The sequence below is a fragment of the Vibrio mediterranei genome (assembly GCF_900088415.1).
Classification (GTDB): Bacteria; Pseudomonadota; Gammaproteobacteria; order Enterobacterales; family Vibrionaceae; genus Vibrio; species Vibrio mediterranei.
The window spans coordinates 355,883-380,033 of sequence record NZ_FLLQ01000002.1; the positions used below are offsets into that span (position 1 = coordinate 355,883).

Here is a 24,151-nt window from a genome sequence, read left to right on the forward strand (position 1 = left end):
ACGATGTTCGAAATTTATGCTTCTTTTTACTATTGAGCGAGAACAAAAGAAGATCAACCAGTTTTTTTGCAATTAGATTCTGATTGCTCGACAAATGTCCGATCAAATAGAACTCATCGCTTGAAAAATGGCGCAATATTAAACGCCATTTATGATTGTTGCCTAGCAACATTCACCAAAATTTGTTGCTTATCACAAATTGCTGCTAACTATAGCCGAGATATTTGTCCTTGCAAAATGTGTTGGCACTCATACACTACGCGGTAATGTTTTATATAGAGGACATCAATATGTCACAGAAAACCGCCATCACAGAGTTTGATTTGTTGCTCATCGCCAACCAAATCATTCAGGAACATGATGATTTCATTGAAGGAATGCGTGCAGACAGCGTCGAAGAAAAAGACGGTGTCCTAGTTTTCAAAGGTAACTACTTCCTCGATGATAAAGGGCTACCAACCGAGAAAACAACGGCGGTATTTAATATGTTTAAATACCTTGCACACCACCTTTCGAAAGAGTTTACTCTACAGAACTAAATAATAACGCCCCGATTCAGGGGCGTTATTGTTCAATATGTTACTGGCTTAAATCTGCCAATTTATCAAAGTAGTCAGGGAACGTTTTTGACGTACACTTAGGATCGTTGATCGTCACTGGTGTGTCACTCAACGCAACGAGAGAGAAACACATTGCCATTCGGTGATCATCATACGTGTCAATCGCAGCATGTTTTAGGGCATCCGTTGGCTCGACGGTAATATAGTCTTCACCTTCTTCTACTGTGGCACCTACTTTTCTCAATTCGGTAGCCATAGCCGCAAGACGATCTGTTTCTTTTACTCGCCAGTTGTATACGTTACGAATTGCCGTTGTGCCCTTTGCAAAGAGTGCCGTCGTAGCAATAGTCATGGCAGCATCAGGGATATGATTATAGTCCATATCAATACCCACTAATTCACCTTTACGACACAGAATGTAGTCATCACCCCATTCAATCTCTGCGCCCATTTTTTCTAGCGCGTCGGCAAATCGAATATCACCCTGAATACTGTTCTTACCAATACCCGTCACCTTTATCTCACCGCCCTTGATGGCAGCAGCAGCAAGGAAATAGGAGGCTGAAGACGCATCCCCTTCTACCAAAAACTGGCCTGGAGACTGGTATTGTTGACCACACTTAATAATAAACTGTTGATAGTCACGATTTTCAACTTTAACACCAAACTGCTCCATTATATGCAGCGTAATATCGATATATGGTTTTGATACCAATTCACCGACAATTTCGATGGTGACATCAGCCTTTGCCAATGGTGCAGACATCAAGAATGCTGTTAAAAACTGACTGGAAATGGAACCATCAATTTTGACCAGTCCACCTGTCAAACCGGTACCAACGATCTTTAGAGGCGGATAGTTTTCTGCTTCTAGATATTCGACGTCCGCACCAGCTTGCTTAAGCGCATCAACCAAGTGACCAATGGGTCTTTCCTTCATCCTTGGTTCGCCAGTAAGAACATATTCGCCTTCACCAAGGCAAAGCGCAGCTGCTAGAGGACGCATCGCGGTACCTGCATTGCCAAGAAATAGTTCTTTTGGTTCCGAGACACTGAATGGTTGACCTAAACCTTTAACGATGCATTGAGTTTTGTCTTCGGATAACTGATACTCGACACCCAAACTGGTGAGGGCGTTGAGCATATGACGAATATCATCACTATCTAGAAGATTGGTAAGTGTGGTCGTACCTTCTGCCAACGCAGCAAGCAATAAAGCACGATTCGAGACACTTTTTGAACCTGGAAGGTTAACCGTTCCGGATACTTTTTGGATGGGTTGGAGTGTTAAGCTTTCCATTAGTTGAATCTAATCCTTTGTAGACACTTCAGTCCTTGTAATGAAGCGTCTTAAATAATTTTTGGTAGTTGCAGCGTAACTAAAATACAAGGTAAACACCAGAGCTAATACACCTCTAGATGGTCAATATCTCGACACTTAGTACTAGCCAACTAGTACTAATGAAAATTAATAAATGAGTCGGTATTGCTTATAATTAATAGAAAGGAACGCAACATTACAGCACTATGACGATCTACCTGACAGAACTAGACAGCAATGACTTTACATTCCCCTCTCCTTTCGAAGCGCTTGATGAGCCAAATGGCTTACTAGCGTTTGGCGGTGATCTTAACCCACAACGACTGCTGTCTGCCTATCAACATGGCGTTTTCCCTTGGTTTGGTCCAAATGAACCACTGCTATGGTGGAGTCCAGCCCCGAGAGCCGTATTTGATCCATCTCTTTTCCGTCCATCAAAAAGCCTGCGTAAATTTCAGCGCAAAACAAATTATCGAGTCACGATGAATACATGTACATCGCAAGTCATTGAATATTGCGCAAGTACACGTCCTATCGAAGAAACTTGGTTAAATGAGGATATGCGTTCTGCGTATGGAGAGTTAGCAAAAAAAGGCCACTGTCATTCCGTCGAAGTTTGGAACCATAATGCCCTAGTCGGCGGCCTTTACGGACTTTCCATTGGCCAAGTCTTTTGTGGCGAATCGATGTTTTCTCTGGAAACTAATGCTTCCAAGATTGCTCTTTGGTACTTTTGTCATCACTTTAAAAACCATGGAGGCAAACTCATCGACTGCCAAGTTATGAACCCGCACTTGAACTCACTAGGAGCACAAGAACTGACCCGTGAACAGTTTATAGCGGCTTTGCATAATTTACGTGAACAAACCGTACAAGATTCCTGTTTTTCTCAACAAGAGCTATCATTTCCTATACAACAGGAGATGAGTTGATGAACATGGCTGTCCAACAGATCCGAATTGGTCTGAGTCGCAAACAAGCTTGTAGTTACTTGCCTGCTCAACAAGAGCGAGTCGCTATAGTTTTGGAAAAAGAACTGCATGAAGCCAATCAATACGAAATGTTATTAGCTAATGGCTTTAGAAGAAGTGGTGACGCCATTTATAAGCCTCAATGTGACCATTGCAGTGCCTGTCATGCGCTCAGAGTAGCTATCGATGATTTTAAGTTATCTAAGAGCCAGAAACGTCTGCTAGCCAAAACCAAATCATTTCGCTGGGAGATCAGACCAACATTAGATGAAGAATGGTTTGACCTTTACTCTCGATATATTGAGAAACGTCATTCAACAGGCAGTATGTATCCACCAAGACAACAAGAATTTTTTGAGTTTGCACAGTGTTCATGGATGACCATGCACTATCTGCACATCTTTGACGATGATAAGCTGATAGGGATCGCCATCACCGATATTCTCTCTGATAGCGCCAGTGCTTTTTACACCTTCTTCGACCCTGACTACACGTTGTCTCTCGGCACATACGCTGTTTTGTGTCAAATCGAATACTGCCAACGATATAACAAACAATGGCTCTATTTGGGCTACCAAATCGATGATTGTTCAGCAATGAACTACAAAACACGGTTCCAACGTCATCAAAGGCTAGTAAATCAGCGATGGCGAGGGTAGAATACACCGCAACTTTACTTATTAAGATTTTAACGGCACAATGCCTGCCGTTAAAACGCCGCATTTCGAAAGAGGATTAAATGGCTAAAGAAGACGTAATTGAGATGCAAGGTACAGTCCTTGATACTCTGCCAAACACAATGTTCCGTGTTGAACTAGAAAACGGTCACGTAGTTACTGCGCACATCTCTGGTAAGATGCGTAAAAACTACATCCGTATCCTTACTGGTGACAAAGTAACTGTAGAGATGACTCCATACGACCTAACTAAAGGCCGCATCGTCTTCCGTGCTCGTTAATCTCAACGTTTAACCGAACACAAAAAAACGGAGCTTAGGCTCCGTTTTTTGTTATCGACTCACTAACGATTCAGATGAAGAAGCGCTAGTGATGCGCTTCTGCTTCTTCCTTAGCGCCTACATACTCAAACGCTAAATCATCGTCTTTAAGGGACACTTTCACTGTTCCGCCATCAACCAACGAACCAAATAAGAGTTCATTCGCCAGTGGCTTCTTAAGCTTATCTTGGATAACACGACCCATAGGTCTTGCACCCATTGTCTTGTCGTAACCCTTAATCGCAAGCCAATCGCGGGCATCATCTGACACTTCTAACGAAACGCCTCGAGAATCCAACTGCGCTTGAAGCTCGACAATAAACTTATCAACCACTTGATGTATAACCGTGTCATCTAGGCTGTTGAACCAGATGATACCATCAAGGCGGTTGCGGAACTCCGGAGTGAACACACGTTTAATGGCACCCATAGCGTCTGGCTTGTGATCTTGTTGAATCAGACCAATAGATTTCTTCTCAGTCTCAGCAACACCTGCGTTACTCGTCATTACCAAAATCACATTGCGGAAGTCAGCTTTTCGGCCATTGTTATCCGTTAGCGTACCGTTATCCATGACTTGCAGTAGCAAGTTGAAGATATCAGGGTGCGCCTTCTCAATCTCATCCAGTAATACTACAGAGTGCGGATGCTTGATAACCGCGTCGGTTAGCAAACCACCTTGATCGTAGCCCACATAACCTGGAGGAGCACCGATTAAACGGCTTACTGAGTGACGTTCACCATACTCCGACATGTCGAAACGAAGCAGTTCGATACCCAATAGCTTAGACAATTGAACGGTCACTTCTGTTTTACCAACCCCAGTTGGGCCAGCAAACAAGAATGAGCCAACAGGTCTATCATCATTACCTAATCCAGCGCGAGTCATCTTGATTGCTTCACAAAGCACGTCAATGGCTTTGTCTTGACCAAAGACCAGCATCTTCATCTTGTCATCAAGGTTTTGAAGAATATCCTTGTCTGAAGAAGATACAGACTTTTCTGGAATGCGCGCCATCTTGGCAACCATCGCTTCGATATCTGCCACACCAACCGTTTTCTTACGACGGCTTACCGGAACCAAACGACTGCGAGCGCCCGCCTCATCGATAACGTCAATAGCCTTATCAGGTAAATGGCGCTCGTTGATGTACTTCGCTGACAATTCAACGGCAGCACGCAACGCTTTGTTAGTGTAACGAACCTCATGGTGCTCTTCATATTTTGGCTTAAGACCCATCAAGATCTTAGTCGTATCATCTAAAGAGGGTTCCACTACATCAATTTTCTGGAATCGACGTGATAGTGCACGCTCTTTATCAAAAATGTTGCTGTATTCTTGGTAAGTTGTAGAGCCAATACAGCGCAGTTTGCCGCTGCTTAGAAGAGGTTTAATAAGGTTTGCTGCGTCTACTTGTCCACCAGAAGCCGCACCCGCACCGATAATTGTATGGATCTCATCAATGAATAGAATGGCGTCATCTTCTTTTTCCAGTTGCTTGAGAATTGCTTTGAAGCGTTTCTCGAAGTCACCACGGTATTTAGTACCCGCAAGTAGCGAGCCGATATCGAGAGAGTAAATAACACTGTTTTGGATAACATCTGGCACTTGGCCTTCAACGATTCTCCATGCCAAACCTTCAGCGATAGCAGTTTTACCAACACCGGCCTCACCCACCAATAATGGGTTGTTCTTACGACGGCGACATAGCACTTGAATCGTACGCTCAAGCTCTTTATCACGGCCAATAAGAGGGTCTATGTTGCCTGCTTTCGCCACTTGGTTCAGATTCGTTGCAAAGCTTTCAAGACGATCTTCACCGTTGGCTTCTTCAATGTTCTCACTACCACCACCAAGTGAGCCACTCGATGGTTCGTCACCAGTTGGACCGATGTTTTTGGTGATGCCGTGAGAAATAAAATTAACGATATCTAAACGGCTAATGTCATTTTTCTTAAGAAGGTAAGCAGCATGTGATTCTTGTTCACTAAAAATCGCTACTAAGACGTTAGCGCCTGTTACTTCACTGCGCCCAGAAGACTGTACATGGAATACGGCGCGTTGAAGAACACGTTGGAAACTTAAAGTAGGTTGTGTTTCTCGCGTGTCGTCGGCATCAGGGATAAGAGGAGTTGTTTGATCAATGAAAATGTCGAGCTCATTACGCAGATTCTCTAAATTTGCGTTACAAGCAGTTAGTGCCTCTTTAGCCGAGTCATTTTCCAACAAAGCTAAAAGGAGATGCTCTACGGTCATGAATTCATGTCTTTTGTCACGTGCACGAGCAAATGCGCCGTTCAGACTCGATTCTAATTCTTTATTAAGCATAAGTACCTCCTAAGGAATGACAAACGTCATTCATGCGAAAATTAGGCTTTTTCCATGGTACACAAAAGTGGGTGTTCATTTTCCCTTGAATACATGGTCACTTGAGCAACTTTCGTTTCCGCGACTTCAGATGTGTAGGTGCCACAGACAGCTTTACCTTCATAATGCACCGCTAACATCACTTGAGTCGCTTTATCTTCGTTGAGTGAAAAAAAGCGTTCCAAGATTTCTACTACAAAGTCCATCGGCGTATAGTCATCATTGTTTAACACAACGTTGTACATTGCCGGCGGCTCAACCTTAGTTTTTTCTTTCTCCAGTAAGTCTGAGTCTGGAGTCACCCATTCAAAATTTTTACTCATGGCCAAATGTTGAGAGTTTTCTTTTAATTTCAAAACACTGTGCTGAATTTCAATGCTCAAAGCTTCGCTAGAAACACCTAAGACCCAACACTCAAAAAACATCTCTATTTAAGAGACTAATGCACCAATTGTATCGCTGCAAACAAAACAATGCTATTAGTGTGTGTCACATATGAGCCAAGTTGAAAAAACTTTCGCCTCCCTCATAAATAGAATACATGAAGCTCATGCAAACAGAAGATAGATTTTACACTTTTGTTAAAACTAAAGCGCATATGTATAGAATATGTGGTTATTTATACGACTTTCCTATTGACTCCGCTCAATGTTTGACTACAGTGGTTAATTAGTGACTAAAATTTAACAAGTTTTGCATCGGTATTCCCCACAGAGTAAGAATACCCTTACAACAAAAAACACATTCAAAACGGATGAATGTGGTATAGAGCCACGACTTAGGTTGTGGCTAGTTAGTTTGAATCACAGCAAAGAAGAAGCAAACACGATTGGTCAGTGTCTTCAAAGCGACTTCAGTAACAAAAAATGCATGAGGGATGTATAGCATGGCTACAGGTACAGTAAAATGGTTTAACAACGCCAAAGGATTTGGGTTTATTTGTCCAGAAGGCGAAGATGGTGACATTTTCGCACACTACTCCACGATTAAGATGGATGGCTACCGTACTCTGAAAGCGGGTCAACAAGTGAATTACGAAGTAGAAGAAGGGCCAAAGGGCTATCACGCTAGCTCAGTTACGCCTGTCGAAGGTGACATAGCGAAGTAGTTTCACAAAACAATCACCCATTACAGAAGACACGACCTATTAAAAAAACCACCTTTCGGTGGTTTTTTAATTGATTTCAACTTTGTGCTATCTTCTTTAAAATCAATCTATTGAGCAAAAATAACAATTCCCAAGGCTTTAGTCTGTCCACAAAACGTCCACCGCTCTAAACATCTACAACACTTAAAGTCGCCTTACTAAAGTTCTCTGTTCATCGATGATAAATAAGCAAAGTGCTTGAAGCGTTCAGGCACTGATTTACCTACGTTCAACTCTTTGTATGCAAACTTAATCGCACATCCTCCTAAAGCTGCAACATTCAGAGTTTGCACATATGGTTGATAGTTCTCAGGTAAATAATCCTTCACTAAGACACCTGCATTAGCTACACCAAACCAAGGGTCAGTAGCTACGGCGGTAAGTGAACGTTTTACTCTCTCGAACTTAGTTTCTTTCAGCACACGATTATAGTCATTCAAATCTCTATGCAACTTATTTATTGCTTTACTTTTTCGTTTCGGTATATCTTGCGAACTTAAAACAGAGTCAACAATCGCATCCATCGAATCCCTCAAAGCTAATAGTTCATCATTCCTTCGCTTCTTGAACTCGTAGACTTCTGCCAGTGGTACATCTCCCGTTGGGATTTGAATAGCATTGTACAACTCAAATTCTAAGCACCCTTGTGTCTTAGCATAGCTTTGGGGTATCAATAGTTGTTGAGTAGGCTGGGCTATACTCCACTCTTGTTCAGGGTTTTTATTATTGTCTTCATACGCTGACATTTGCGTTGCTAAAAAAATCAACCCGTTTTGGTCACCTCTTAGCTCTCGGAAACGAACTGAAGATGATTTTGCAACACCTTCTTGAATTAGAAACTCTATATCGTTGCAGGCTCCTATATGAATCATATTGTTTGTTGGATAATCAATTTTGTCCCAAAACAATACGTACTTTCTCAAATTTATAGGCTCCACAGGTCCATGGATTTGTATACCATGACCACCATTTAAGATATCGTAGTTAGGAGTAACTACTATTCCTCTTTCCACTTCGCCTCCGGATATCCATTAAGGTCTACAAAACACAACTAGCGTTAGGAAGTAAGGTAAGAGCTTACTTACTGCATACGGTATATATAAACATCATCAATAAAATGACCATTTATCGTATTTTTTGAAAACCGAATACCATTGATTGAGTTATCTGTTTTAATCATCATCGATAAAAGTTGAACAATCGGATTTTCAATTGTAGATACGCCAATGTCACTAATTGATATCTTGGCGTAGTCTTTTGACAATAATTTGTTAGCGTCGACAATCCGCTTATAGTACTTTCGCGGTCCCTCTTCTGCGACTTTCTTAGACACAAAAATCAACTTCCATAGATGTTCTTCAGCTAGGTAAAACCAAAAAGCAGACGTGAGAGCCGCATCATTCTCATCCATTTTTCTAACTAACTGAGCTCCAGAATCAATCATCGCATCAGAAAGTGTTTCACTTACCAGTAATTCTTTAACCATCTCAACACACCTGATTCTTCACTTGTGATTGCTTCATAAAGATCAGACGCTTTAAACTGATCTATATGTGTTTCATATCGCGTTATTTCTGACCAGTCTTTTGCAACTGCCCAGTTCAGTTTGAACTCTTCATCTTCATTCTCTTTCTCAACTAGTTTCTGCTTTAATCCAGCAACACCAATCAAATCCCTTAAGTTGTGAGTATGACACGCATTTGCTAGCTTTTTATCTGGAAAATCGTTTTCACGTACTTCTCGACAAATTTTGGCTTTCAGGGCGGCTTCAAGAGCATATCCTGCTAAATAGTATGCCCCTTGAAAGCAACCACCATCAAGTAACAACTTAGCTTCAGCGAGCCTAATATCCACCAAGCTCTCAAAATCTTGCTTGTTCATTATTTAGGTTCCATGACTTAATTATCTGCGATTTTATAGCAACATACCATAAGAGCTCCCCTTAACGCCTATTCGTATAGAACAAGTAACAGGTATGCAACCCAAGTAATATAACATATTGAATAGTTGTTTATCTTGCCTAAGGTAAGTGAAATCATAAAATCTTTTAATGAAAGCTTAATGTGTGCTTTTATTTTCAAGCCGAGTCAAACGCTCATCCATTTTTTCCATCATGAGCCGCAACCATTTAACGTCTGTTTTGAGCGCAACTCCAACCCCAAGACCACTAGAAAGTGCACTTACAGCCGCAACAATAACCGTCTGGTACTCAGCCATTAAATTCATCTCGAATCGCTTCCCATAATCCAAGCAATATAGGTGCAGCCACACCAATCAAACCACCCATTTGCACACCTTCTGGCGTCACACTTGCCGTAAGCAGTTCAGGGTGTCCGGTTGCCAATGCGATACCCGCGCCCACAAGCGCGAGCCCTTTCTTAGTTGATGGTTGTTTCAAATCTATTTTCATGAGGTTAGCTCCTAGCCGTTGATGCGCTTCCAGATATAAGCGCTGATAAGCGCGGTCAGTATCCCAACCGCGAGACGTTGCATTACTTCTTGTTTGGTCATGCGAGTTGCACCCCTTTGGCGGCGTCACTCATTGAGTAGTAGCGCCCCACTTCCATGATGGACATGGCATGAACCAAGCGCGTCATTAAGGCGTCGTCATAGAGGTTCAATGGTGCGTTTTTATTCACTCCGACCTGACCCGACACAAACTGAACGTAGTTATCGGTATCGTTGTTATCACTTTCAGGCGCCCAGCGATGGATAATGCCCGAGAGCGTATTGAGCCCGTAAATATTCTGATAGTTTCGGATAAGCTTGGTTGCCGCTCGAAAGCCGTATTTCGAATCCGAGAAGGTTTCAAACGCTTTGTCTTTTGATGGCGTCACTTTGCCTGTCCACGCATTGTTACTAATGCGAATGTTGAGCGGGTTGTTATTTCGAATCCCGCGATTGAGTTGTGATTTCATAACTTTTTGCCCCTGATACAACGTGAAAATCAAGACGATGACGAGTAGCCAGCGCAACATAAACACCCCCCGATTAGATGGAGGTGGATGACACGCCTAGCCCGACCAAAGTCACCTCACCGACTTGGAACTGTGCATGCTCCAACACATCCCGATGACTCACGCTTTGAGTCATTTGGTAAGTTGGGTCAGCGCGAACCACCACACGAGCAATCACTTTCTCTTTGTCATGGACATTGAGCTTATCGACGGACAACACGACGGTTTCATTTGCCGTGACACGCTGCCCTTGCTCAGACATAGCGCCATGCATGGTGGTGCTGTTTAAGCCAATGCCTATAGGCGTATTAAGACCGTCACGAATCGGTTCGCCGCGCTCATTGACAAGCAAAATGGTGTAAGCGAGCTCACCCGTAAAACCGGATAACATGGCGCTCAGTGACACGCTAAAACACAGCGTGACTAACGGCTCATCGTGTTCAAGCTCTGGCGTAATGAACGGTTTTAAATCCAAATCATTACTCCACCCATTGGCAAAGGTTGGGACAAATGGCTTTAGGACAAACCCATCTAAATCATCATTCCACCCCGTATCTTCGGACGGGAAGAAATTCGTTTTGATAATCGGTAGCGTGCTGCCGCCACCTAAACCCGCCATTTGCTCATAAAGAAATTCAATTTTGTTTCGACTGCTACCCGTTGGTAACGGTGCTAAACCTGACATGATTAATACTCCAATACTTGCGCTTTATCGGGCGCTGAACCTGTTAACGTAAACGCCGCCGCGCTTTCAATGGTGAGTTTTTCCCCTGCCACCAACTCAAAGCCGTTAAGACTTACAATACCTGCATTGCTTGAAGGGGCTTTGATAATGACGCCTTTACGATTGGCATTAGCGGGAATGTCTAAAGGCAGTTCCCCACTGTGCGCCGTGAGTGTGCTTCCCGCTTGAACTCGGATTGCCTGACCCGCTTCAATGCGCACTTTGGGTAAGCTCGTCACCCCGATGTTTTGATTAGCCGCCAGTTGAACGGCGGGTAAAGCGCTGACTTCGATGCTTTGCCCGTTATCGATTTTCATCTTTGGCATGGAACTCACGCCAACACTTTGCCCGCTTTCAATCTCTACTTTGGGTAGCTCGCTGACCTTCATGCTTTGACCAGGCAACAATTCCACTTGAGGCATGGTTTGAATATCGAGCTTTTGCCCTTCAATCGGTGGCGTGAAATCCCCGCTACCATGCTCAATAGATAAGGCGCCTTGACCGCTTAATAAGATGCGACCTAATGGTTTGCCATAGCGAAGCACTGAACCACTTGGCAAAGTGAACTCTTCACCCGTTGAATCAATACGTACCGACAACTTGCCGTGATAGGACTCGATGAATAGCCAGCTCGACTCCACGGTTAACGGCATCACTTGCCCTTGAATCAGGTTGAAGTTCATTTGTTCACCGCCTTAAACAGCACAAAGCCAAGCACGAGCACAATGATTGCCATGAGAATCAATTGCTGTTTGTTCAGTGCGCTTTGTCCGTTGTCTTGTTTGAACTTGGACAGCTCGGTTAGCTTGTCGAGGTTCTTCGTGTTTTGGGCTGCTTGGTTACCCGCGAGCCCCGCTATCATTTGAAGGTTTTCACTGTTGCTAGAGCTGAATTTATCCAGCGCACCAGAGGCAAACTTCATACTGTTTTCTGTGTTTTGGTCTACCAGATTGAGCGATTCACTCATTGCGCCTTTAGCGAACTCATACGATTCATCAAGCGCATCACCCGCAAAATCAAACGACTTGCCTACACTGCCGTGGTCGGTCACGGTGGCATTAATCGTTGAGCCTTCAATACCACTTAGCGCAACCCCAAGGTTGTCGCCGCTAATGGCATTTTGACTACTGGTATTCTTCGTACTGGTGCTATTGCGTGAACTGGAACTGCCGCCCATGCGCTACACCTCCCATCGTAATAATTGGTGGTCGCCTTGCTTTATGGTTGAGACATTGCCTAGCCGTTTGAGCAGCCGAGCCACCAAAGGAAAATAGGTTTTTGTGGTCATCGCTTTCAGACCGCTATTTTTAACGTAGGTCGCCAGTTCACGAGTGGCTTGCACCGCGCCCGTCCCCTCCACTGCCCATACAAAATAGTCATCCCCGACCACCTCACCCGCGACAGCAAGGTGATAGTCATCGCCTTGTATCTGGTAGATGCTCACAAGGTCATCATTGATAGCCTGTTGCATCAGTGCGAAGTCGTCAGGGCAAGCGCGAAAAGCATCACGCAAACGCTCTTGCACGCTTTGGTTTTGCGTTACCACTTGAATCATTTGAGTACCTTTAAGGCAACGACGACGGTAATAGCGATAGCAACGATAAGCCAAGGACTCACGCCACCACCCATATTGATGCCGCCAATGGATTGCCCTGATTGGTTGCTACTCTTCGCCGCCGATGGTCCAGCGCTACCGCCTTTCAAACCACCACCGCCCGTTAAACTGGTCATTGCTCCAAACATATCAACCCATTTTCAGCCATAGAATCAGCGCAAGAATCACCACAATGAGCCACGCTGATTTGTTGATTTCCTTGGCAGTCACAAACCCAAGGGTTAGACCCGCCAAGCCTAGATAGACAATCGGCATTACTTGCCCCCTTTGAGCGCGAACGCCAAGCCGCCTACAACCAGAATCAGCAACACCGCGATAATGGCGACGGTTTGCCATTGGACACCGTGACCCGTGTTCACAGGTTGACCGTTAGCTTGCTGATAGTCGTTATTGTTGGCGCGATTTTCGTCTGGACTGGCAGATTTAGCGCGGTCTAGCTCGTTACCCATCTTGATACCGAGCCAGTCACCACTAAAGTCACCCACCACATCGACAGCGCCACCAACAAGTTCACCCGCACCTTCAAGGATGCCGTCAAACCAACCGCCAGAGCTGGCGGTGGTTTTCGGTTCGTCAGGGAAGGACATTGCTTACCCCCTTAGTTCGCTGAGATAACGCCCACTTGCTCAATGGCTTCAATCAGCACTGGCACACTGCCCGTTTGAGACTTATCAAGCTCGAATTGAAGCTGTTTAGCAGCATTGGTAGGTAAACGACCTTCCACACCAAACCCAGTACGAACAAAATCAAGGCTGAACCAACCCGCGTTTTGCTCTAAACCAGAGATAGCAAGGTCAAAAGCGTTATCGGCTTTGTTGACGTTGATTTCTTCCACGCTGTCACGAAGGACGCGAACGCGGTCAATCGATGAGTCTTTGAAGTGAATACGCTTCAATGACAACAGTGGTGAACGCTCAGAAAAATCAAACGGAGTACGACCCGATGCACTGGCAAACCAAGACAATGAATAAATGCGAGGCAAATAAACACGTTGTGATTGCGCTTGTGTGGTGTGAGAGCGAGCGCGGATACTTGGCGCAGCCGTACCACCCGCTTTAGAGGCTAACTGGATGTACACAAACCAGATTTCACCTTGCAGGGTAACGAGTTCACCAGTACGAACGCCGCCTTTAGTGCGAAGCGTTAAATCCGCAAATGGGATGACATAGCGACCCGCCGCAGTGAATTGCTTACGGTGCTCTTGAAGGTCTACTAAATCTTGACCTGTCAGGTTGTAGACTTCCTTGCCGTTTAGCGTGATACGTACACGCTCAATATCAGCAGGGTCAGTAATACTCGTGACCAGTTCAATGGATTGGTAAGTTGGACCACTCACCAAGCGAAGGCTTGCTTGGTTGCCCCAATTCACACCCTCAACAGGGTCTAAATCAAGTGGACGTGGGTTAAATGGTGTGTTGAGTAGTTCCATAGCTTAAAACCACCCTGTATTACCATTGATTTGCTCTTTGATAGGCTTGAGCGCGCCTACATTGTTGATTACTGCTAATGCAATCAGCATAACGGCGACCGTCATTAGCATGGTTTTATGACTTGCTTTCATAGTTTCCCCTGCTTCACAGCGTTGGAAAGGTTAAAGGAGTCATTATCAAATCAGGTGGCGGGAGTTTCGTCACTAAGGTTCAACCTATAGGTAGAACTTTTAACCTATAGGTTGAAATGTGACATTAACGGTAGTTTCGTGAGAGCTTTTTGCCTGTCTCACAGTTCAAGGCGCCCCGCTCTAGGTTGCCAATCCCATCACGAACGATGAGGTATTCAGCTATCGCTTTACCTATAAGCCGCTTATTTACCTTGGCGCTTTTAAGGTCAGCGACTTCATTCGAGTGAATGCCTTTTTGCTTGGCGACCCAATCCGCATCCACACCAGAGTTCACCGCTCCAAGCCACCACACGCTAGATTGGTTCGTCACGGTTTTGGGGACTTCCTGCCCACGCTGAAAAATGGTGTGAACCACATGCCCAAACTGACGACCACCTCGAAGAAGCTCACCCGTTTTCCCTTCGAGCTTTCCAGAGGTTTCCGCGCAGCTTGCCAACTCTTCAATCACCACATGCAATTTAGGTTTACGACCATCACCCAATGCCCAAGCAATCGCGCTGAAGGTTTCAAGCTCAGACATACACGCGCCCTTTGGCGGGACATACGCCAGCTTGAACGAACAGCCAACACGACGACCATGCACCGCCGCTTTGATGAACTTGGCAGGGTCAGAAAAGCCGTGACACATTTGACCGTGAAACTTTTGCCCCGCGTAGTTTCGATACGGGTCAAAGAACACCGCTTGCGCCTTTTTAGGCACAAGCCCCATGTATTTCACCGCACTGGTTTTGCCGCTACCTGTACCACCTAAATACACAGTGTGTTCGGCATCATGAGAAGGGTTTGAGTTAATCGGGTTGACGACTAGCGACACGTTTTGCCTCCTCTTGTTTTTGCACTTCTAAAGCCGCAATTTGTTGTTTCGATGCCCACCATAGTCCCAAAATCGCCAAGGCTAACGTCATCACATTCATGTAGTCGCCGCACTGCTCAAGCAGCGCCCCGCCATACTGTTTAGCCACAGGTCGAGCCGCACTGATAACGCTTTGCTTGGCGCGTTCATCAAAGACAAACTCAATGTCCTTCATAATCGACACAGCTTGCTCAACCACCACTAGTCCCGTTGAGACCAAGGCGTCAAACGCCTCACTGGTATCAACCTCCGGTTCAGGTTCAGCGCTTCCACTCGGTTGGTTTTCGGTTGAACTACTGCTTTGCAGCTCGGCAACGTACATATCCAGTTCAGCAAGGTTGTCAGCACCCATTTCAACGGTTGAATCACTCATTGGCATCCCCTTCTTGCGTTGGTTGAGGCGTTGCCAATAACCGTTTAATGGCAAACAGCAATACCAGAATCAAACCCAAACATGCGCCCACCTTGAGCAGTTGCGGTTTAAGGCTTGGTTTTGGTGGTGTTACCGTTTCTTCGGTTGGTTCACTGGTAGGCATTGGGTCTACCGTAGTCATTTCGGTTGAATCGGTGTTTTCAACCACTTCGTCAACGGTTGGTTCAACGGTTAACTCAACCGTTGAATCTAGCGCTTCAACCATATCAGGCAAGGCTTGAGGCTTGTCGCTCGTGTCGCGCATATGGTCAACACAATACTCATTCACTTTATTGCTGACTGAACTATTCCCGCACTCAGGGCAACGGTAGTAAAGTTTGCCAAGGTTGCGACTGTTCTTAGGTGGTTCACCCGTATCAATCATGCGACCTTCTCCAACCATGTGAACGGTTGCCGCCGATTGGCAAACAGGGCAATCCACATAGCCGCGTACAGGGTTAGGCGTTTTCATGCTCACCCCCTTCTTGCACGTCGGTCATGTCTATTTCGGACTGTTCGATTAACTGGCGCTTGCGCTGCTCACGAACGATTTTGTTCGCTTTGGCGACCAGCTTTGCTTTGTCTATCAGCTTTGGGTCTAACCCCAACTCAACTAGCGGATTGGCTTTGCTCATCAAAAGCCGTGGTGCGATTGACATTAAATAGGTCGGTGAAAGGTCTTTGACCTTATCAAAGGCGCTTTCAAGCTCTTGCTCAAGTCCATCAATATTTTCAAGGCGCTGTAGCTCTGCTTGGCACTCTTCTTTAGAAAGTGTTTTCATAGTGTTCCCCTGTCTCTCGACGTTGGTGTAGTAATGGTAGGTTTGCCCCTGATTCACATCGTTGGCAGTAATCTATGTCACGCCGCTGGCGTAGAACTCTTCCCATTGCGGTGAACCGAATCTATCGAGTTCATTGAATAGAAAGAAATTGTTGATGATTTTTTGTTGTCTCGGTGGCGATAAGTCCAGCGTACAATTATTGCCACTAGACCAAGGCGCAAGCTCCCGCTTGCTTAGAGCAGCCTCCGACAAGTCGGAAGGCTTTTTGATAAGCTTCCATTCTGTCTCATGAGTTAACACTTCGAGACCGCTTCCCTTCAAGCCAATGACCTTTTGAGTCACTTCGCCGTATTTGTTCTCTGTATTCTCTTTGATGGTGGTAATGGTGCGCATGGATTGCGGCAGACGGTGCCCACCCATGTAATCGAAAAAGGCAGAAAAGAAACCCATATCGGCAGCACGGCGAGCTTTCTCGAACGTGCAATACTCTTGCTCGTCACTGATTCGTCGCAGCTCTCGCCAGATAGTAACGGACGGCGTTTTTTGAAACTGGAACTGACGAAAACAGAACGTGCGTGACCATGAGGTAACGTTTTTAACTGTGTCTTGTAGCTTGGCTTTTTTGTTGTCGAGATCTGATAAATCTTCAAGCCCAAAGCCGTCAACGTTCTTAGAAATGTACTTGGCAAGGTAAGCCACGGCGCCACCTTCTGTCCCATCCAACATTTTCGCCTCAAAGCGGGCTCTCATTGCTCGATAGTTTGGGTCGCCGTTTTTTGTGTAAAGCTCTTGGCTGTCACGCTGAAATTGATAATGCTGTAGTGCTTTGATAAAGGTAGGCACTTGCTCAAGAGGTACAAAGAACACACCATGCCAGTGCGGTGTACCGTCTTGATGGGGTTCAACAACTCGCATCCCATAATACGTAAGCTCATGACGCCCTGCCCACGCTCTAAAGCGCTCCCACGATTTTGACAACCAAGCGTGAGCACCTTTCGGTGTGCTACCGTCCCAATTCTTGTTTTCAATCCAATACTCACCGCGTTTAGTGAGACGATGGAAACGACTAGGCGCGGTCATTGTGACAAACACAGAAGCGTGACTATTTGAGTCAGCGTATTCCTGACAGCCAGCAATACGGGTCATGAGTTCATGACGACGATTCACAGGGTTGGATTGTGACGACTCATGCACAAGCGACATATCAATCACATCACCCTCAAGCGATTCAATCGCCATAAGCTCTAGCCATTCACGCTGTCGCTCTTGGCGTACTTTGAGCCATTCACAAGCAGAAATCGACGCATAAGGGGAAACGTGTGGTGAGACCATACCCGCCGCTCGACGTGCATTTTCAAAAGCGGCAACGGTTTGTTTGTCGATAGCGCGACGCCATACCGCCTCATCCAGCAGACGAGCTAAAAACGAATAAGCTTCATCTTCATCACACGCCATTTCAAATTGAGGCATCCAAAGCGAAGCGCCTACAAACTCATGTATACGCTTAATCGCATCAAACGGTGTGCCGCCAGTTTTAGCGACTGACTCAAAATGAAAACCCGCGCGCCCTGTTAACTCAGTAGCAAGACGTGCACGTTTTAATTCTGTATCCACTTTCCAATAAGGTTCAGGCAATACACCAAGTGCAGCAGACACCGCACCACTTCGTGACTCGATAAAATCCAGTGCGCGTTTAAATCCATATTTGCGAAAGCGAACCGCAGAGGCTTTATCGATGTAATTGCGAATGTCATTAGGTAGCTTGAACTTGTTAGCAACAGCATGAGCAAACTCAAATACTCGTGCCTTTGGCGTTTGACCTCCAAATGTATGGTGATGGTTTGAGACCATCGTTAAGTGCGGCGCGGATACTTGGTTTTTCACAACGTAAGTCGCAAGCTCCTGACGCAAATTGTTCGGGAGCTTGGACAAAGGGTTATTGGTTGGTTTATCGATTTTTCTCATTGGCAGACTAGCGCTTTTTCCACGTAAGAGGGTTAACGTTAAGCTTGCGAGAGCGCGAACGGTTGAAACCAAACTTCGAGCGAAGTTCTTCTACCTTTCGAGCGGAGTTTTCGCACTTATCAGGGTCGAAGTTGGCGCACCCTGCCATATCTTCACAGGGTGCATGTATCGGGTCACTGATTGGTGCGTCCACAATGGAGATTGCAGGCGTGTAATCAATATCCACCCTACACCTCCAAACTTTCTAAAAGCTCAACATCTTGCTTCAACTGCAAATAAACAGGGTGCAGAAATGCAAATTCAGGAGAGCTCGGGCTTAACCAATCCAGACGAGCTTTAACTATCTTGAAAAGCTCCATTGCTTCACTTGAATGTGAGAAATCAATATTGATTGAATGTATCGGTGCAGTGTTGGTTTGCATCATTGCCCCCTTAAATCGCCGCTTTCCAATCTGTGTACTCTTGAGCTTGCTCTTTCGCATACTCTTCAAGAGCTTTCATGTTGATTAACGTGCGTCCACGACGACCACCTTCACGGCGGATAACGGGTAACTTGCCTGTTTGTACCTGACATTTAACGGCGTCTACTGTGAAACCAGCTAGCTCTGCATACTTTTCAGGCGTCACAAATGGCGCATATTGTTTGTTTATATTGTTTCCTGACTGCTCATTATGTTCTAACATTACACGTAACCTCGCTTATGAATTGAATATTGTTAGTCTGTGTTAGTTTACGTTAGTTACAGTAATTCCATTCATTAGTGTTTGTCAATGTTAGTTAAGGGTTATTTATGCGTGAATGGTTCTTGAGTACAGAGTTGATAGGGCTAAAAGGAATGCCAAATTCAACTACTGGAATCTCACAAAAAGCTAAAAGAAACAATTGGATAAGCAGAAAAGCGGCTGGCAATGGACGTGCTCTTGAATACCATGTTTCGAATTTTCATGATGAAGTGTTAAATGCTCTAAATGAGAAGTACGGCACACTTGGAGAAAGTAACGTTTCAGCAATTCACACGACTGCACCTAACAACGATTCGGTATCAATTCCCGAATTTAATGTTAATGCAGCAGCGGGAGCAGGAAAGCTCGTCAGTGGCGAGCATCAAACAGGCACATTTACGGTTTCAGCGCATCTAATTCGTGACTTGGGCTTACAGCCAGAACACACGGCTGTCGTTTTCTGTTCAGGTTCAAGTATGTTGCCGACCATGAATGACAATGACCGAATTCTTGTAGACACAAGAGAGCTAACAGAACCGGTTAAAGATGGCGTTTACGTTATACGTGTCGATGACATGGTTTATGTGAAGCGCTTGAAATGGAACATCCTGCAGCAAGGCTATGAAATCATTTCTGACAATCCAGACTACGATTCATTTTCTATGTTCGGCGAAGATTTAAACCGACTAAAAATCATTGGTCGCGCTGCGATGGTGATGCGCTCACTATGACCGTAAAAAAAGACAACGATAAGTGGCTAGTTGATATTCGTCCTGCGGGTCGAGCGGGAAAGCGATTCCGTAAGAAATTCGACAAAAAGTCAGAAGCGTTGGCTTATGAAAAACACATTTTGGCAACTGAGCATGATAAGAAATGGGTCAGTAAGCCTAAAGATACCCGACTACTTTCAGAGCTAATCGAGGTGTGGTGGGAAATATCAGGGCAATTCAAAAGAACTGCCATTCCTTACAAGCGTGACTTGACTAGGTTCTGTCGTGAACTCAACGACCCACCCGCTCATAAGATTGATTCAAAACTCATTACTGATTGGGTTGCTGACTTACAAGCTAGAAAGCTAAAGGACAGCACAATAAGGCGTTCCATGCAGTGTTTGAGCAACGTCTTCACAGTTCTGATTGAGTCGGGCAATTATCGCCATGAGAATCCACTCAAGGGAATTAAGCGTCCTACAGTTAGAAAACAGGAAATGGCATTTTTGACGCATGAGCAGATAAAAACGCTTAGGTCAGAGATCCAAGGTAATCCGTTAATGTTGAATGCTGTTGATATTTGTTTGTCTACAGGGTCACGATGGCGAGAAATGATAACTCTCAAAGCAAGCAACTTGTCACCCTATAGAATCCGGTTCACCCAAACCAAAACCGATAAGTCTCGGACAGTTCCAATTAGCAAAGAACTGTATGAACGAATCTATCCAGAGGATGGAGGCGCGTTATTCCCTTACGACTTTCAAAAAGAGCTCCGACTAATTCTCATTAGGTTAGGATTCGATTTACCAAAAAGTCAGAAAACCCATATCTTGAGACATTCATTTGCTAGTCATTTCATTATGAACGGTGGCAACATCCTAACGCTCCAAAAAATCTTAGGTCATTCGGATATCAAACAGACGCTAGGTTATGCCCACCTTGCACCGGACTTCTTGCAGGACGCAGTGAGAATGAATCCCTTAGCAGTGTCCACATAATGTCCACACATATGATTTCCAATAACGATTAACAACTTTATTGAAAACTATATAACACTGATTATTAAGCATTTTATTTTAATAGACATTTCCTCAAGGCATAAAAAAACCACCTTTCGGTGGTTTTTTTATGCCTTTCACAATTCGATGTTTAGCGATTAGCCAACAATGTTATTCAATGTAGAGCTTGGACGCATTAACGTTGAAGTCTTCACATCGTCAAATTGATAGTAACCACCAAGGTCGCCTGCAACGCCTTGAGCACTGTTTAGCTCAGAAACAATAACACTCTCGTTTGACGCAAGGTGCTCTGCAATTGGCGCGAACTCATCTGCTAGTGCTTTGTCTTCTGTTTGAAGAGCTAATGCTTGAGCCCAGTATAGAGCTAGGTAGTAGTGAGAACCACGGTTGTCTAACTCACCAACGCGACGTGATGGCGATTTGTTGTTGTCTAGGAACTTGCCTGTTGCTTCATCAAGTGCTTTCGCTAGTACATTCGCTTTTTCTTTACCAGAAACGACCGCCAGATGCTCTAGAGAAGCTGCTAGTGCTAAGAATTCACCTAAAGAGTCCCAACGTAAGTGATTTTCTTTTTGAACCTGTTGAACGTGCTTAGGCGCAGAGCCACCAGCGCCTGTTTCAAATAGGCCGCCACCGTTCATCAATGGAACAATAGATAGCATCTTCGCTGATGTGCCAAGTTCAAGAATTGGGAACAAGTCTGTTAGGTAATCACGTAAAACGTTACCAGTGACAGAAATGGTGTCTTCACCTTTCTTAATTCGGTCTAGTGAGAACAGTGTTGCTTCCAGAGGAGCCTTCACATAAATTTCTAGACATGACGTATCGTGCTCTGGAAGATATTGATTCACTTTTTTGATCAACTCAGCATCGTGGGCACGGTTTTCGTCCAGCCAGAATACCGCAGGCGTGCTTGATGCACGAGCGCGTGTCACAGCCAGTTTCACCCAATCTTGAATCGGTGCGTCTTTCACCTGACACATACGGAAGATATCGCCTTCTTCAACTGACTGCTCGATAAGCACATTACCGGCTGTATCGATAACTTCGACTTTGCCATCACCTTTTAGAATGAAAGTCTTATCGTGTGAACCGTACTCTTCTGCTTTTTGAGCCATCAGACCTACGTTTGGCACACTACCCATCGTCGTTGGATCAAATGCACCATTCTCTTTACAGAAGTCGATAACTGCTTGATAGATACTTGCATAGCTACGATCAGGGATCATTGCTTTGGTATCTTTCTGCTTACCATCCGGGCCCCACATTTGGCCAGATGAACGAAGCATCGCTGGCATAGAAGCATCAACGATAATGTCACTTGGTACGTGTAGGTTGGTAATACCACGGTCAGAGTCAACCATTGCAAGTGCAGGTTGAGTTTCATAAACAGCTGCTAGATCGGCTTCAATCTCAGCTTTTTGAGCAGCTGGTAGTGAGGCGATTTTTGCGTAAACATCACCAATACCGTTGTTTACATCAACACCTAGTTCTTCAAATAGCTGACCGTGTTTTGCAAATACATCTTTGTAGTAAACTTTAACTGCGTGACCAAAAATAACTGGGTCAGAGACCTTCATCATCGTCGCTTTCATGTGCAATGAAAGCAGAACATCTTGCTGTTTCGCTTCTGCAATTTGCTCTTCAAAGAAAGACACCAATGCTTTCTTGTTCATTACAGATGCGTCGATGATTTCACCCGCTTGCAGGGCAACCTTCTCTTTAAGAACACTAGTCTCGCCAGTAGCTGAAGTAAATTGAATCTTCACATCCGTCGCATCAGCAACAGTGACCGATTTTTCACTACCGAAGAAGTCTTTATCTGCCATGCTAGAAACATGAGACTTAGAATCTTTCGACCATGCTCCCATTGAATGCGGGTTTTTCTTAGCATAGTTCTTAACAGATAGCGGTGCGCGTCGGTCTGAGTTACCTTCACGTAAAACCGGGTTTACCGCACTGCCTTTGATCTTGTCATAAGTCGCTTTGATAGCTTCTTGTTCTGGCGTGCCTGGCTCTTCTGGGTAGTTTGGTAAATCATAGCCATTTGCTTGAAGTTCTTTAATAGCAGCCTGTAGCTGTGGGATAGACGCAGAGATATTTGGTAGCTTGATAATGTTCGCTTCTGGTGTTTTCGCCAGCTCACCAAGTTCAGCTAGTGCATCACCAATACGTTGCTCTTCTTTTAGGTATTCAGGGAAGTTAGCAATAATACGCCCTGCTAGTGAAATGTCTCTCGTTTCAACACTGATACCAGATGAAGCAGTAAATGACTGAATGATTGGCAGCAACGAGTATGTTGCGAGCGCTGGAGCTTCATCAGTAATGGTATAGATAATTGTCGGCTTTTCTGTAGGCATGAAATTTCCCTATCGTTCTAATTGGGTATGAGTACCCTTATTAATCAACGTGCCTTCATCAAGGACACGTAAACGTTATGACGGAACGCGATTGAGTGGTTGATACAAAAAGTTTGTACATGAAAACCCTCTCAATTGGGCTTTTTTTGTTCAGTCAAACGAAATCCTAAGCACTTATAATTAAACAAATTTGGGTAATTAGTCTATTATCTTGTGCGTTATTCCTGTTTTTGAGCGCGCTTATGATAGCTCAAAACAACCGTAGACAAAACTACACCACACAGTTTGTTTACATTTTTGCAAGGTAGTTAACATGACGAATAAAACAGCGGCACCTCGTAGTAAGTCGAAAAGCCGCGCTGCTTCTACACGTTTCAAACAGCACTCAGGTCCAGGAAGTAGACCGCGAAAGTCCACTTCGAAACCGGCGTTTAAACGAAAAACAGACACTAACCGAAGCAGACTACCCATTGAAGAACGCAAAGTTATCCTCTTCAACAAACCTTATGACACTTTAAGTCAATTCACAGATGGTGACGGACGTAAAACCCTTGCCGATTACATACCTGTCAAAGATGTATACGCCGCCGGACGCCTCGACAGAGACAGCGAAGGGCTGATGGTTCTTACCAACGATGGTATTTTGCAAGCTAGACTGACTCAACCAAAATCCAAGTCAGAAAAAACCTATTGGGTTCAGGTCGATGGAGCGCCCAGTGAGGATGACTTAGATAAACTGCGACGTGGTGTAGTGCTTAAAGATGGGCCTACATTGCCTGCGAAAGTAAGCCTTATGGAAACGCCTGAAGTTTGGGAGCGTCACCCACCTGTGCGCTTTCGTGCCAACATTCCTACCACATGGTTAAGCATTACAATTATTGAAGGAAGAAATCGACAAGTGCGCCGAATGACAGCCAATATTGGTTTCCCAACATTAAGGCTTATTCGTGCTTCGATGGCTGGGTTTGAGATTGGAAACTTGCAACCGGGTGATTGGTTGGAAATCCCCACCAATCACCCGGCTTTAAAGAGATAAGTAATTTAAG

Annotated in this window: 35 protein-coding genes; 8 read left to right on the top strand and 27 right to left on the bottom strand. The window is 44.8% G+C overall.

The annotated features are described in order from the left end of the window. Positions 1-290 precede the first annotated feature (290 nt). A complete protein-coding gene (locus VME0621_RS07685) occupies positions 291-539 on the top strand; it encodes a YciN family protein (protein WP_031494484.1) in 249 nt (82 codons plus the stop codon). Positions 540-579: 40 nt separating this feature from the next. Here VME0621_RS07685 and aroA read toward each other — a convergent pair whose 3' ends face one another. Next, positions 580-1,860 carry a 3-phosphoshikimate 1-carboxyvinyltransferase gene (gene aroA, locus VME0621_RS07690; protein ID WP_062457058.1) on the bottom strand — a complete coding sequence of 427 codons (1,281 nt, stop codon included), beginning with the start codon at positions 1,858-1,860 and terminating at the stop codon, positions 580-582. A gap of 227 nt (positions 1,861-2,087) precedes the next feature. Here aroA and aat point away from each other — a divergent pair, with 227 nt between their 5' ends. The 3 genes from aat to infA all read left to right on the top strand — a co-directional run bounded on the left by aat (position 2,088) and on the right by infA (position 3,810). Further along, the gene (gene aat / locus VME0621_RS07695; protein ID WP_062457055.1) at positions 2,088-2,813 is read left to right on the top strand and encodes a leucyl/phenylalanyl-tRNA--protein transferase; all 726 of its coding nucleotides are present in this window, start codon (positions 2,088-2,090) and stop codon (positions 2,811-2,813) included. Beyond that, on the top strand, positions 2,813-3,511 hold the full coding sequence (locus tag VME0621_RS07700) for an arginyltransferase (protein WP_062457048.1): 699 nt from the start codon (positions 2,813-2,815) through the stop codon (positions 3,509-3,511). Before aat ends, VME0621_RS07700 begins: the two co-directional genes overlap by 1 nt. Positions 3,512-3,591: 80 nt before the next feature. Next, positions 3,592-3,810: a translation initiation factor IF-1 gene (gene infA / locus VME0621_RS07705; RefSeq protein ID WP_006075347.1), complete on the top strand. Its 219-nt coding sequence runs from the start codon at positions 3,592-3,594 to the stop codon at positions 3,808-3,810. Positions 3,811-3,895: 85 nt separating this feature from the next. Here the strand turns inward: infA and clpA are convergent, their stop codons facing one another. Next, positions 3,896-6,178, bottom strand: coding sequence for an ATP-dependent Clp protease ATP-binding subunit ClpA (gene clpA / locus VME0621_RS07710; RefSeq protein WP_006075346.1), 2,283 nt, complete (start codon positions 6,176-6,178; stop codon positions 3,896-3,898). 41 nt (positions 6,179-6,219) lie between these two features. After that, entirely contained in the window at positions 6,220-6,540 is a 321-nt protein-coding gene (gene clpS, locus VME0621_RS07715; RefSeq protein ID WP_031494481.1) for an ATP-dependent Clp protease adapter ClpS, read from the bottom strand. A gap of 563 nt (positions 6,541-7,103) precedes the next feature. Here clpS and cspD point away from each other — a divergent pair. Then, a complete protein-coding gene (gene cspD / locus VME0621_RS07720; RefSeq protein ID WP_006075342.1) occupies positions 7,104-7,325 on the top strand; it encodes a cold shock domain-containing protein CspD in 222 nt (73 codons plus the stop codon). 197 nt (positions 7,326-7,522) lie between these two features. On the opposite strand, the gene VME0621_RS07725 is transcribed toward cspD, so the two are convergent. The 23 genes from VME0621_RS07725 to VME0621_RS07820 form a co-directional block, all read right to left on the bottom strand. Beyond that, entirely contained in the window at positions 7,523-8,377 is an 855-nt protein-coding gene (locus tag VME0621_RS07725) for a DUF6236 family protein (protein WP_062463835.1), read from the bottom strand. A gap of 68 nt (positions 8,378-8,445) precedes the next feature. Then, positions 8,446-8,850: a hypothetical protein gene (locus VME0621_RS07730; RefSeq protein WP_062463833.1), complete on the bottom strand. Its 405-nt coding sequence runs from the start codon at positions 8,848-8,850 to the stop codon at positions 8,446-8,448. Beyond that, positions 8,829-9,245, bottom strand: a complete 417-nt coding sequence (locus VME0621_RS07735) for a hypothetical protein (protein ID WP_062463831.1) — start codon at positions 9,243-9,245, stop codon at positions 8,829-8,831. The genes VME0621_RS07730 and VME0621_RS07735 overlap by 22 nt, the downstream gene beginning before the upstream one ends. Before the next feature lie 177 nt (positions 9,246-9,422). Then, positions 9,423-9,581, bottom strand: coding sequence for a hypothetical protein (locus VME0621_RS26570; RefSeq protein ID WP_167542850.1), 159 nt, complete (start codon positions 9,579-9,581; stop codon positions 9,423-9,425). Further along, a complete protein-coding gene (locus VME0621_RS07740; RefSeq protein WP_031493849.1) occupies positions 9,574-9,774 on the bottom strand; it encodes a hypothetical protein in 201 nt (66 codons plus the stop codon). Before VME0621_RS07740 ends, VME0621_RS26570 begins: the two co-directional genes overlap by 8 nt. 97 nt (positions 9,775-9,871) lie before the next feature. Continuing rightward, complete coding sequence (locus VME0621_RS07745) at positions 9,872-10,342, bottom strand: hypothetical protein (RefSeq protein ID WP_062463829.1); 471 nt, start codon at positions 10,340-10,342, stop codon at positions 9,872-9,874. Between the two features lie 13 nt (positions 10,343-10,355). Further along, complete coding sequence (locus VME0621_RS07750) at positions 10,356-11,006, bottom strand: hypothetical protein (protein WP_062463827.1); 651 nt, start codon at positions 11,004-11,006, stop codon at positions 10,356-10,358. Positions 11,007-11,008: 2 nt separating this feature from the next. Beyond that, positions 11,009-11,728 (bottom strand): hypothetical protein, encoded by a 720-nt coding sequence (locus VME0621_RS07755; protein WP_062463825.1) that lies wholly within the window; start codon positions 11,726-11,728, stop codon positions 11,009-11,011. Beyond that, complete coding sequence (locus tag VME0621_RS07760) at positions 11,725-12,222, bottom strand: hypothetical protein (protein ID WP_062463823.1); 498 nt, start codon at positions 12,220-12,222, stop codon at positions 11,725-11,727. The genes VME0621_RS07755 and VME0621_RS07760 overlap by 4 nt, the downstream gene beginning before the upstream one ends. Before the next feature lie 3 nt (positions 12,223-12,225). Next, a complete protein-coding gene (locus VME0621_RS07765; RefSeq protein WP_062463821.1) occupies positions 12,226-12,600 on the bottom strand; it encodes a hypothetical protein in 375 nt (124 codons plus the stop codon). Then, complete coding sequence (locus VME0621_RS07770; RefSeq protein WP_062463819.1) at positions 12,597-12,788, bottom strand: hypothetical protein; 192 nt, start codon at positions 12,786-12,788, stop codon at positions 12,597-12,599. Before VME0621_RS07770 ends, VME0621_RS07765 begins: the two co-directional genes overlap by 4 nt. A 1-nt stretch (position 12,789) precedes the next feature. Next, positions 12,790-12,915 (bottom strand): hypothetical protein, encoded by a 126-nt coding sequence (locus VME0621_RS26980; RefSeq protein ID WP_256200733.1) that lies wholly within the window; start codon positions 12,913-12,915, stop codon positions 12,790-12,792. Next, complete coding sequence (locus VME0621_RS07775; protein WP_062463817.1) at positions 12,915-13,247, bottom strand: hypothetical protein; 333 nt, start codon at positions 13,245-13,247, stop codon at positions 12,915-12,917. Before VME0621_RS07775 ends, VME0621_RS26980 begins: the two co-directional genes overlap by 1 nt. A gap of 11 nt (positions 13,248-13,258) precedes the next feature. After that, positions 13,259-14,089 carry a major capsid protein P2 gene (locus VME0621_RS07780; RefSeq protein WP_062463815.1) on the bottom strand — a complete coding sequence of 277 codons (831 nt, stop codon included), beginning with the start codon at positions 14,087-14,089 and terminating at the stop codon, positions 13,259-13,261. Positions 14,090-14,092: 3 nt separating this feature from the next. Next, positions 14,093-14,221 carry a hypothetical protein gene (locus VME0621_RS26985; protein ID WP_256200732.1) on the bottom strand — a complete coding sequence of 43 codons (129 nt, stop codon included), beginning with the start codon at positions 14,219-14,221 and terminating at the stop codon, positions 14,093-14,095. Positions 14,222-14,345: 124 nt separating this feature from the next. Then, positions 14,346-15,095, bottom strand: coding sequence for an ATP-binding protein (locus VME0621_RS07785; RefSeq protein WP_062463813.1), 750 nt, complete (start codon positions 15,093-15,095; stop codon positions 14,346-14,348). Beyond that, on the bottom strand, positions 15,070-15,507 hold the full coding sequence (locus tag VME0621_RS07790) for a hypothetical protein (protein WP_062463836.1): 438 nt from the start codon (positions 15,505-15,507) through the stop codon (positions 15,070-15,072). Before VME0621_RS07790 ends, VME0621_RS07785 begins: the two co-directional genes overlap by 26 nt. Beyond that, the gene (locus tag VME0621_RS07795) at positions 15,500-16,018 is read right to left on the bottom strand and encodes a hypothetical protein (protein ID WP_062463811.1); all 519 of its coding nucleotides are present in this window, start codon (positions 16,016-16,018) and stop codon (positions 15,500-15,502) included. The genes VME0621_RS07790 and VME0621_RS07795 overlap by 8 nt, the downstream gene beginning before the upstream one ends. Continuing rightward, a complete protein-coding gene (locus VME0621_RS07800; RefSeq protein ID WP_062463809.1) occupies positions 16,005-16,328 on the bottom strand; it encodes a hypothetical protein in 324 nt (107 codons plus the stop codon). The genes VME0621_RS07795 and VME0621_RS07800 overlap by 14 nt, the downstream gene beginning before the upstream one ends. 72 nt (positions 16,329-16,400) lie before the next feature. Beyond that, on the bottom strand, positions 16,401-18,293 hold the full coding sequence (locus VME0621_RS07805) for a replication endonuclease (RefSeq protein WP_062463807.1): 1,893 nt from the start codon (positions 18,291-18,293) through the stop codon (positions 16,401-16,403). Positions 18,294-18,300: 7 nt separating this feature from the next. Then, a complete protein-coding gene (locus tag VME0621_RS07810) occupies positions 18,301-18,519 on the bottom strand; it encodes a hypothetical protein (protein ID WP_062463805.1) in 219 nt (72 codons plus the stop codon). Position 18,520: 1 nt separating this feature from the next. Continuing rightward, entirely contained in the window at positions 18,521-18,718 is a 198-nt protein-coding gene (locus VME0621_RS07815) for a hypothetical protein (protein WP_370736763.1), read from the bottom strand. A gap of 7 nt (positions 18,719-18,725) precedes the next feature. Then, positions 18,726-18,977, bottom strand: a complete 252-nt coding sequence (locus tag VME0621_RS07820) for a hypothetical protein (protein ID WP_062463801.1) — start codon at positions 18,975-18,977, stop codon at positions 18,726-18,728. Between the two features lie 107 nt (positions 18,978-19,084). On the opposite strand from VME0621_RS07820, the gene VME0621_RS07825 reads away from it, so the two are divergent. Then, complete coding sequence (locus VME0621_RS07825; RefSeq protein WP_062463799.1) at positions 19,085-19,747, top strand: helix-turn-helix domain-containing protein; 663 nt, start codon at positions 19,085-19,087, stop codon at positions 19,745-19,747. Continuing rightward, positions 19,744-20,724, top strand: coding sequence for a phage integrase (locus tag VME0621_RS07830; RefSeq protein ID WP_062463797.1), 981 nt, complete (start codon positions 19,744-19,746; stop codon positions 20,722-20,724). The genes VME0621_RS07825 and VME0621_RS07830 overlap by 4 nt, the downstream gene beginning before the upstream one ends. Before the next feature lie 158 nt (positions 20,725-20,882). Here the strand turns inward: VME0621_RS07830 and VME0621_RS07835 are convergent, their stop codons facing one another. Continuing rightward, positions 20,883-23,105, bottom strand: coding sequence for an NADP-dependent isocitrate dehydrogenase (locus tag VME0621_RS07835; protein ID WP_062462896.1), 2,223 nt, complete (start codon positions 23,103-23,105; stop codon positions 20,883-20,885). 313 nt (positions 23,106-23,418) lie between these two features. Here VME0621_RS07835 and VME0621_RS07840 point away from each other — a divergent pair, with 313 nt between their 5' ends. Next, a complete protein-coding gene (locus VME0621_RS07840) occupies positions 23,419-24,141 on the top strand; it encodes a pseudouridine synthase (RefSeq protein ID WP_062462893.1) in 723 nt (240 codons plus the stop codon). Positions 24,142-24,151: the final 10 nt, after the last annotated feature.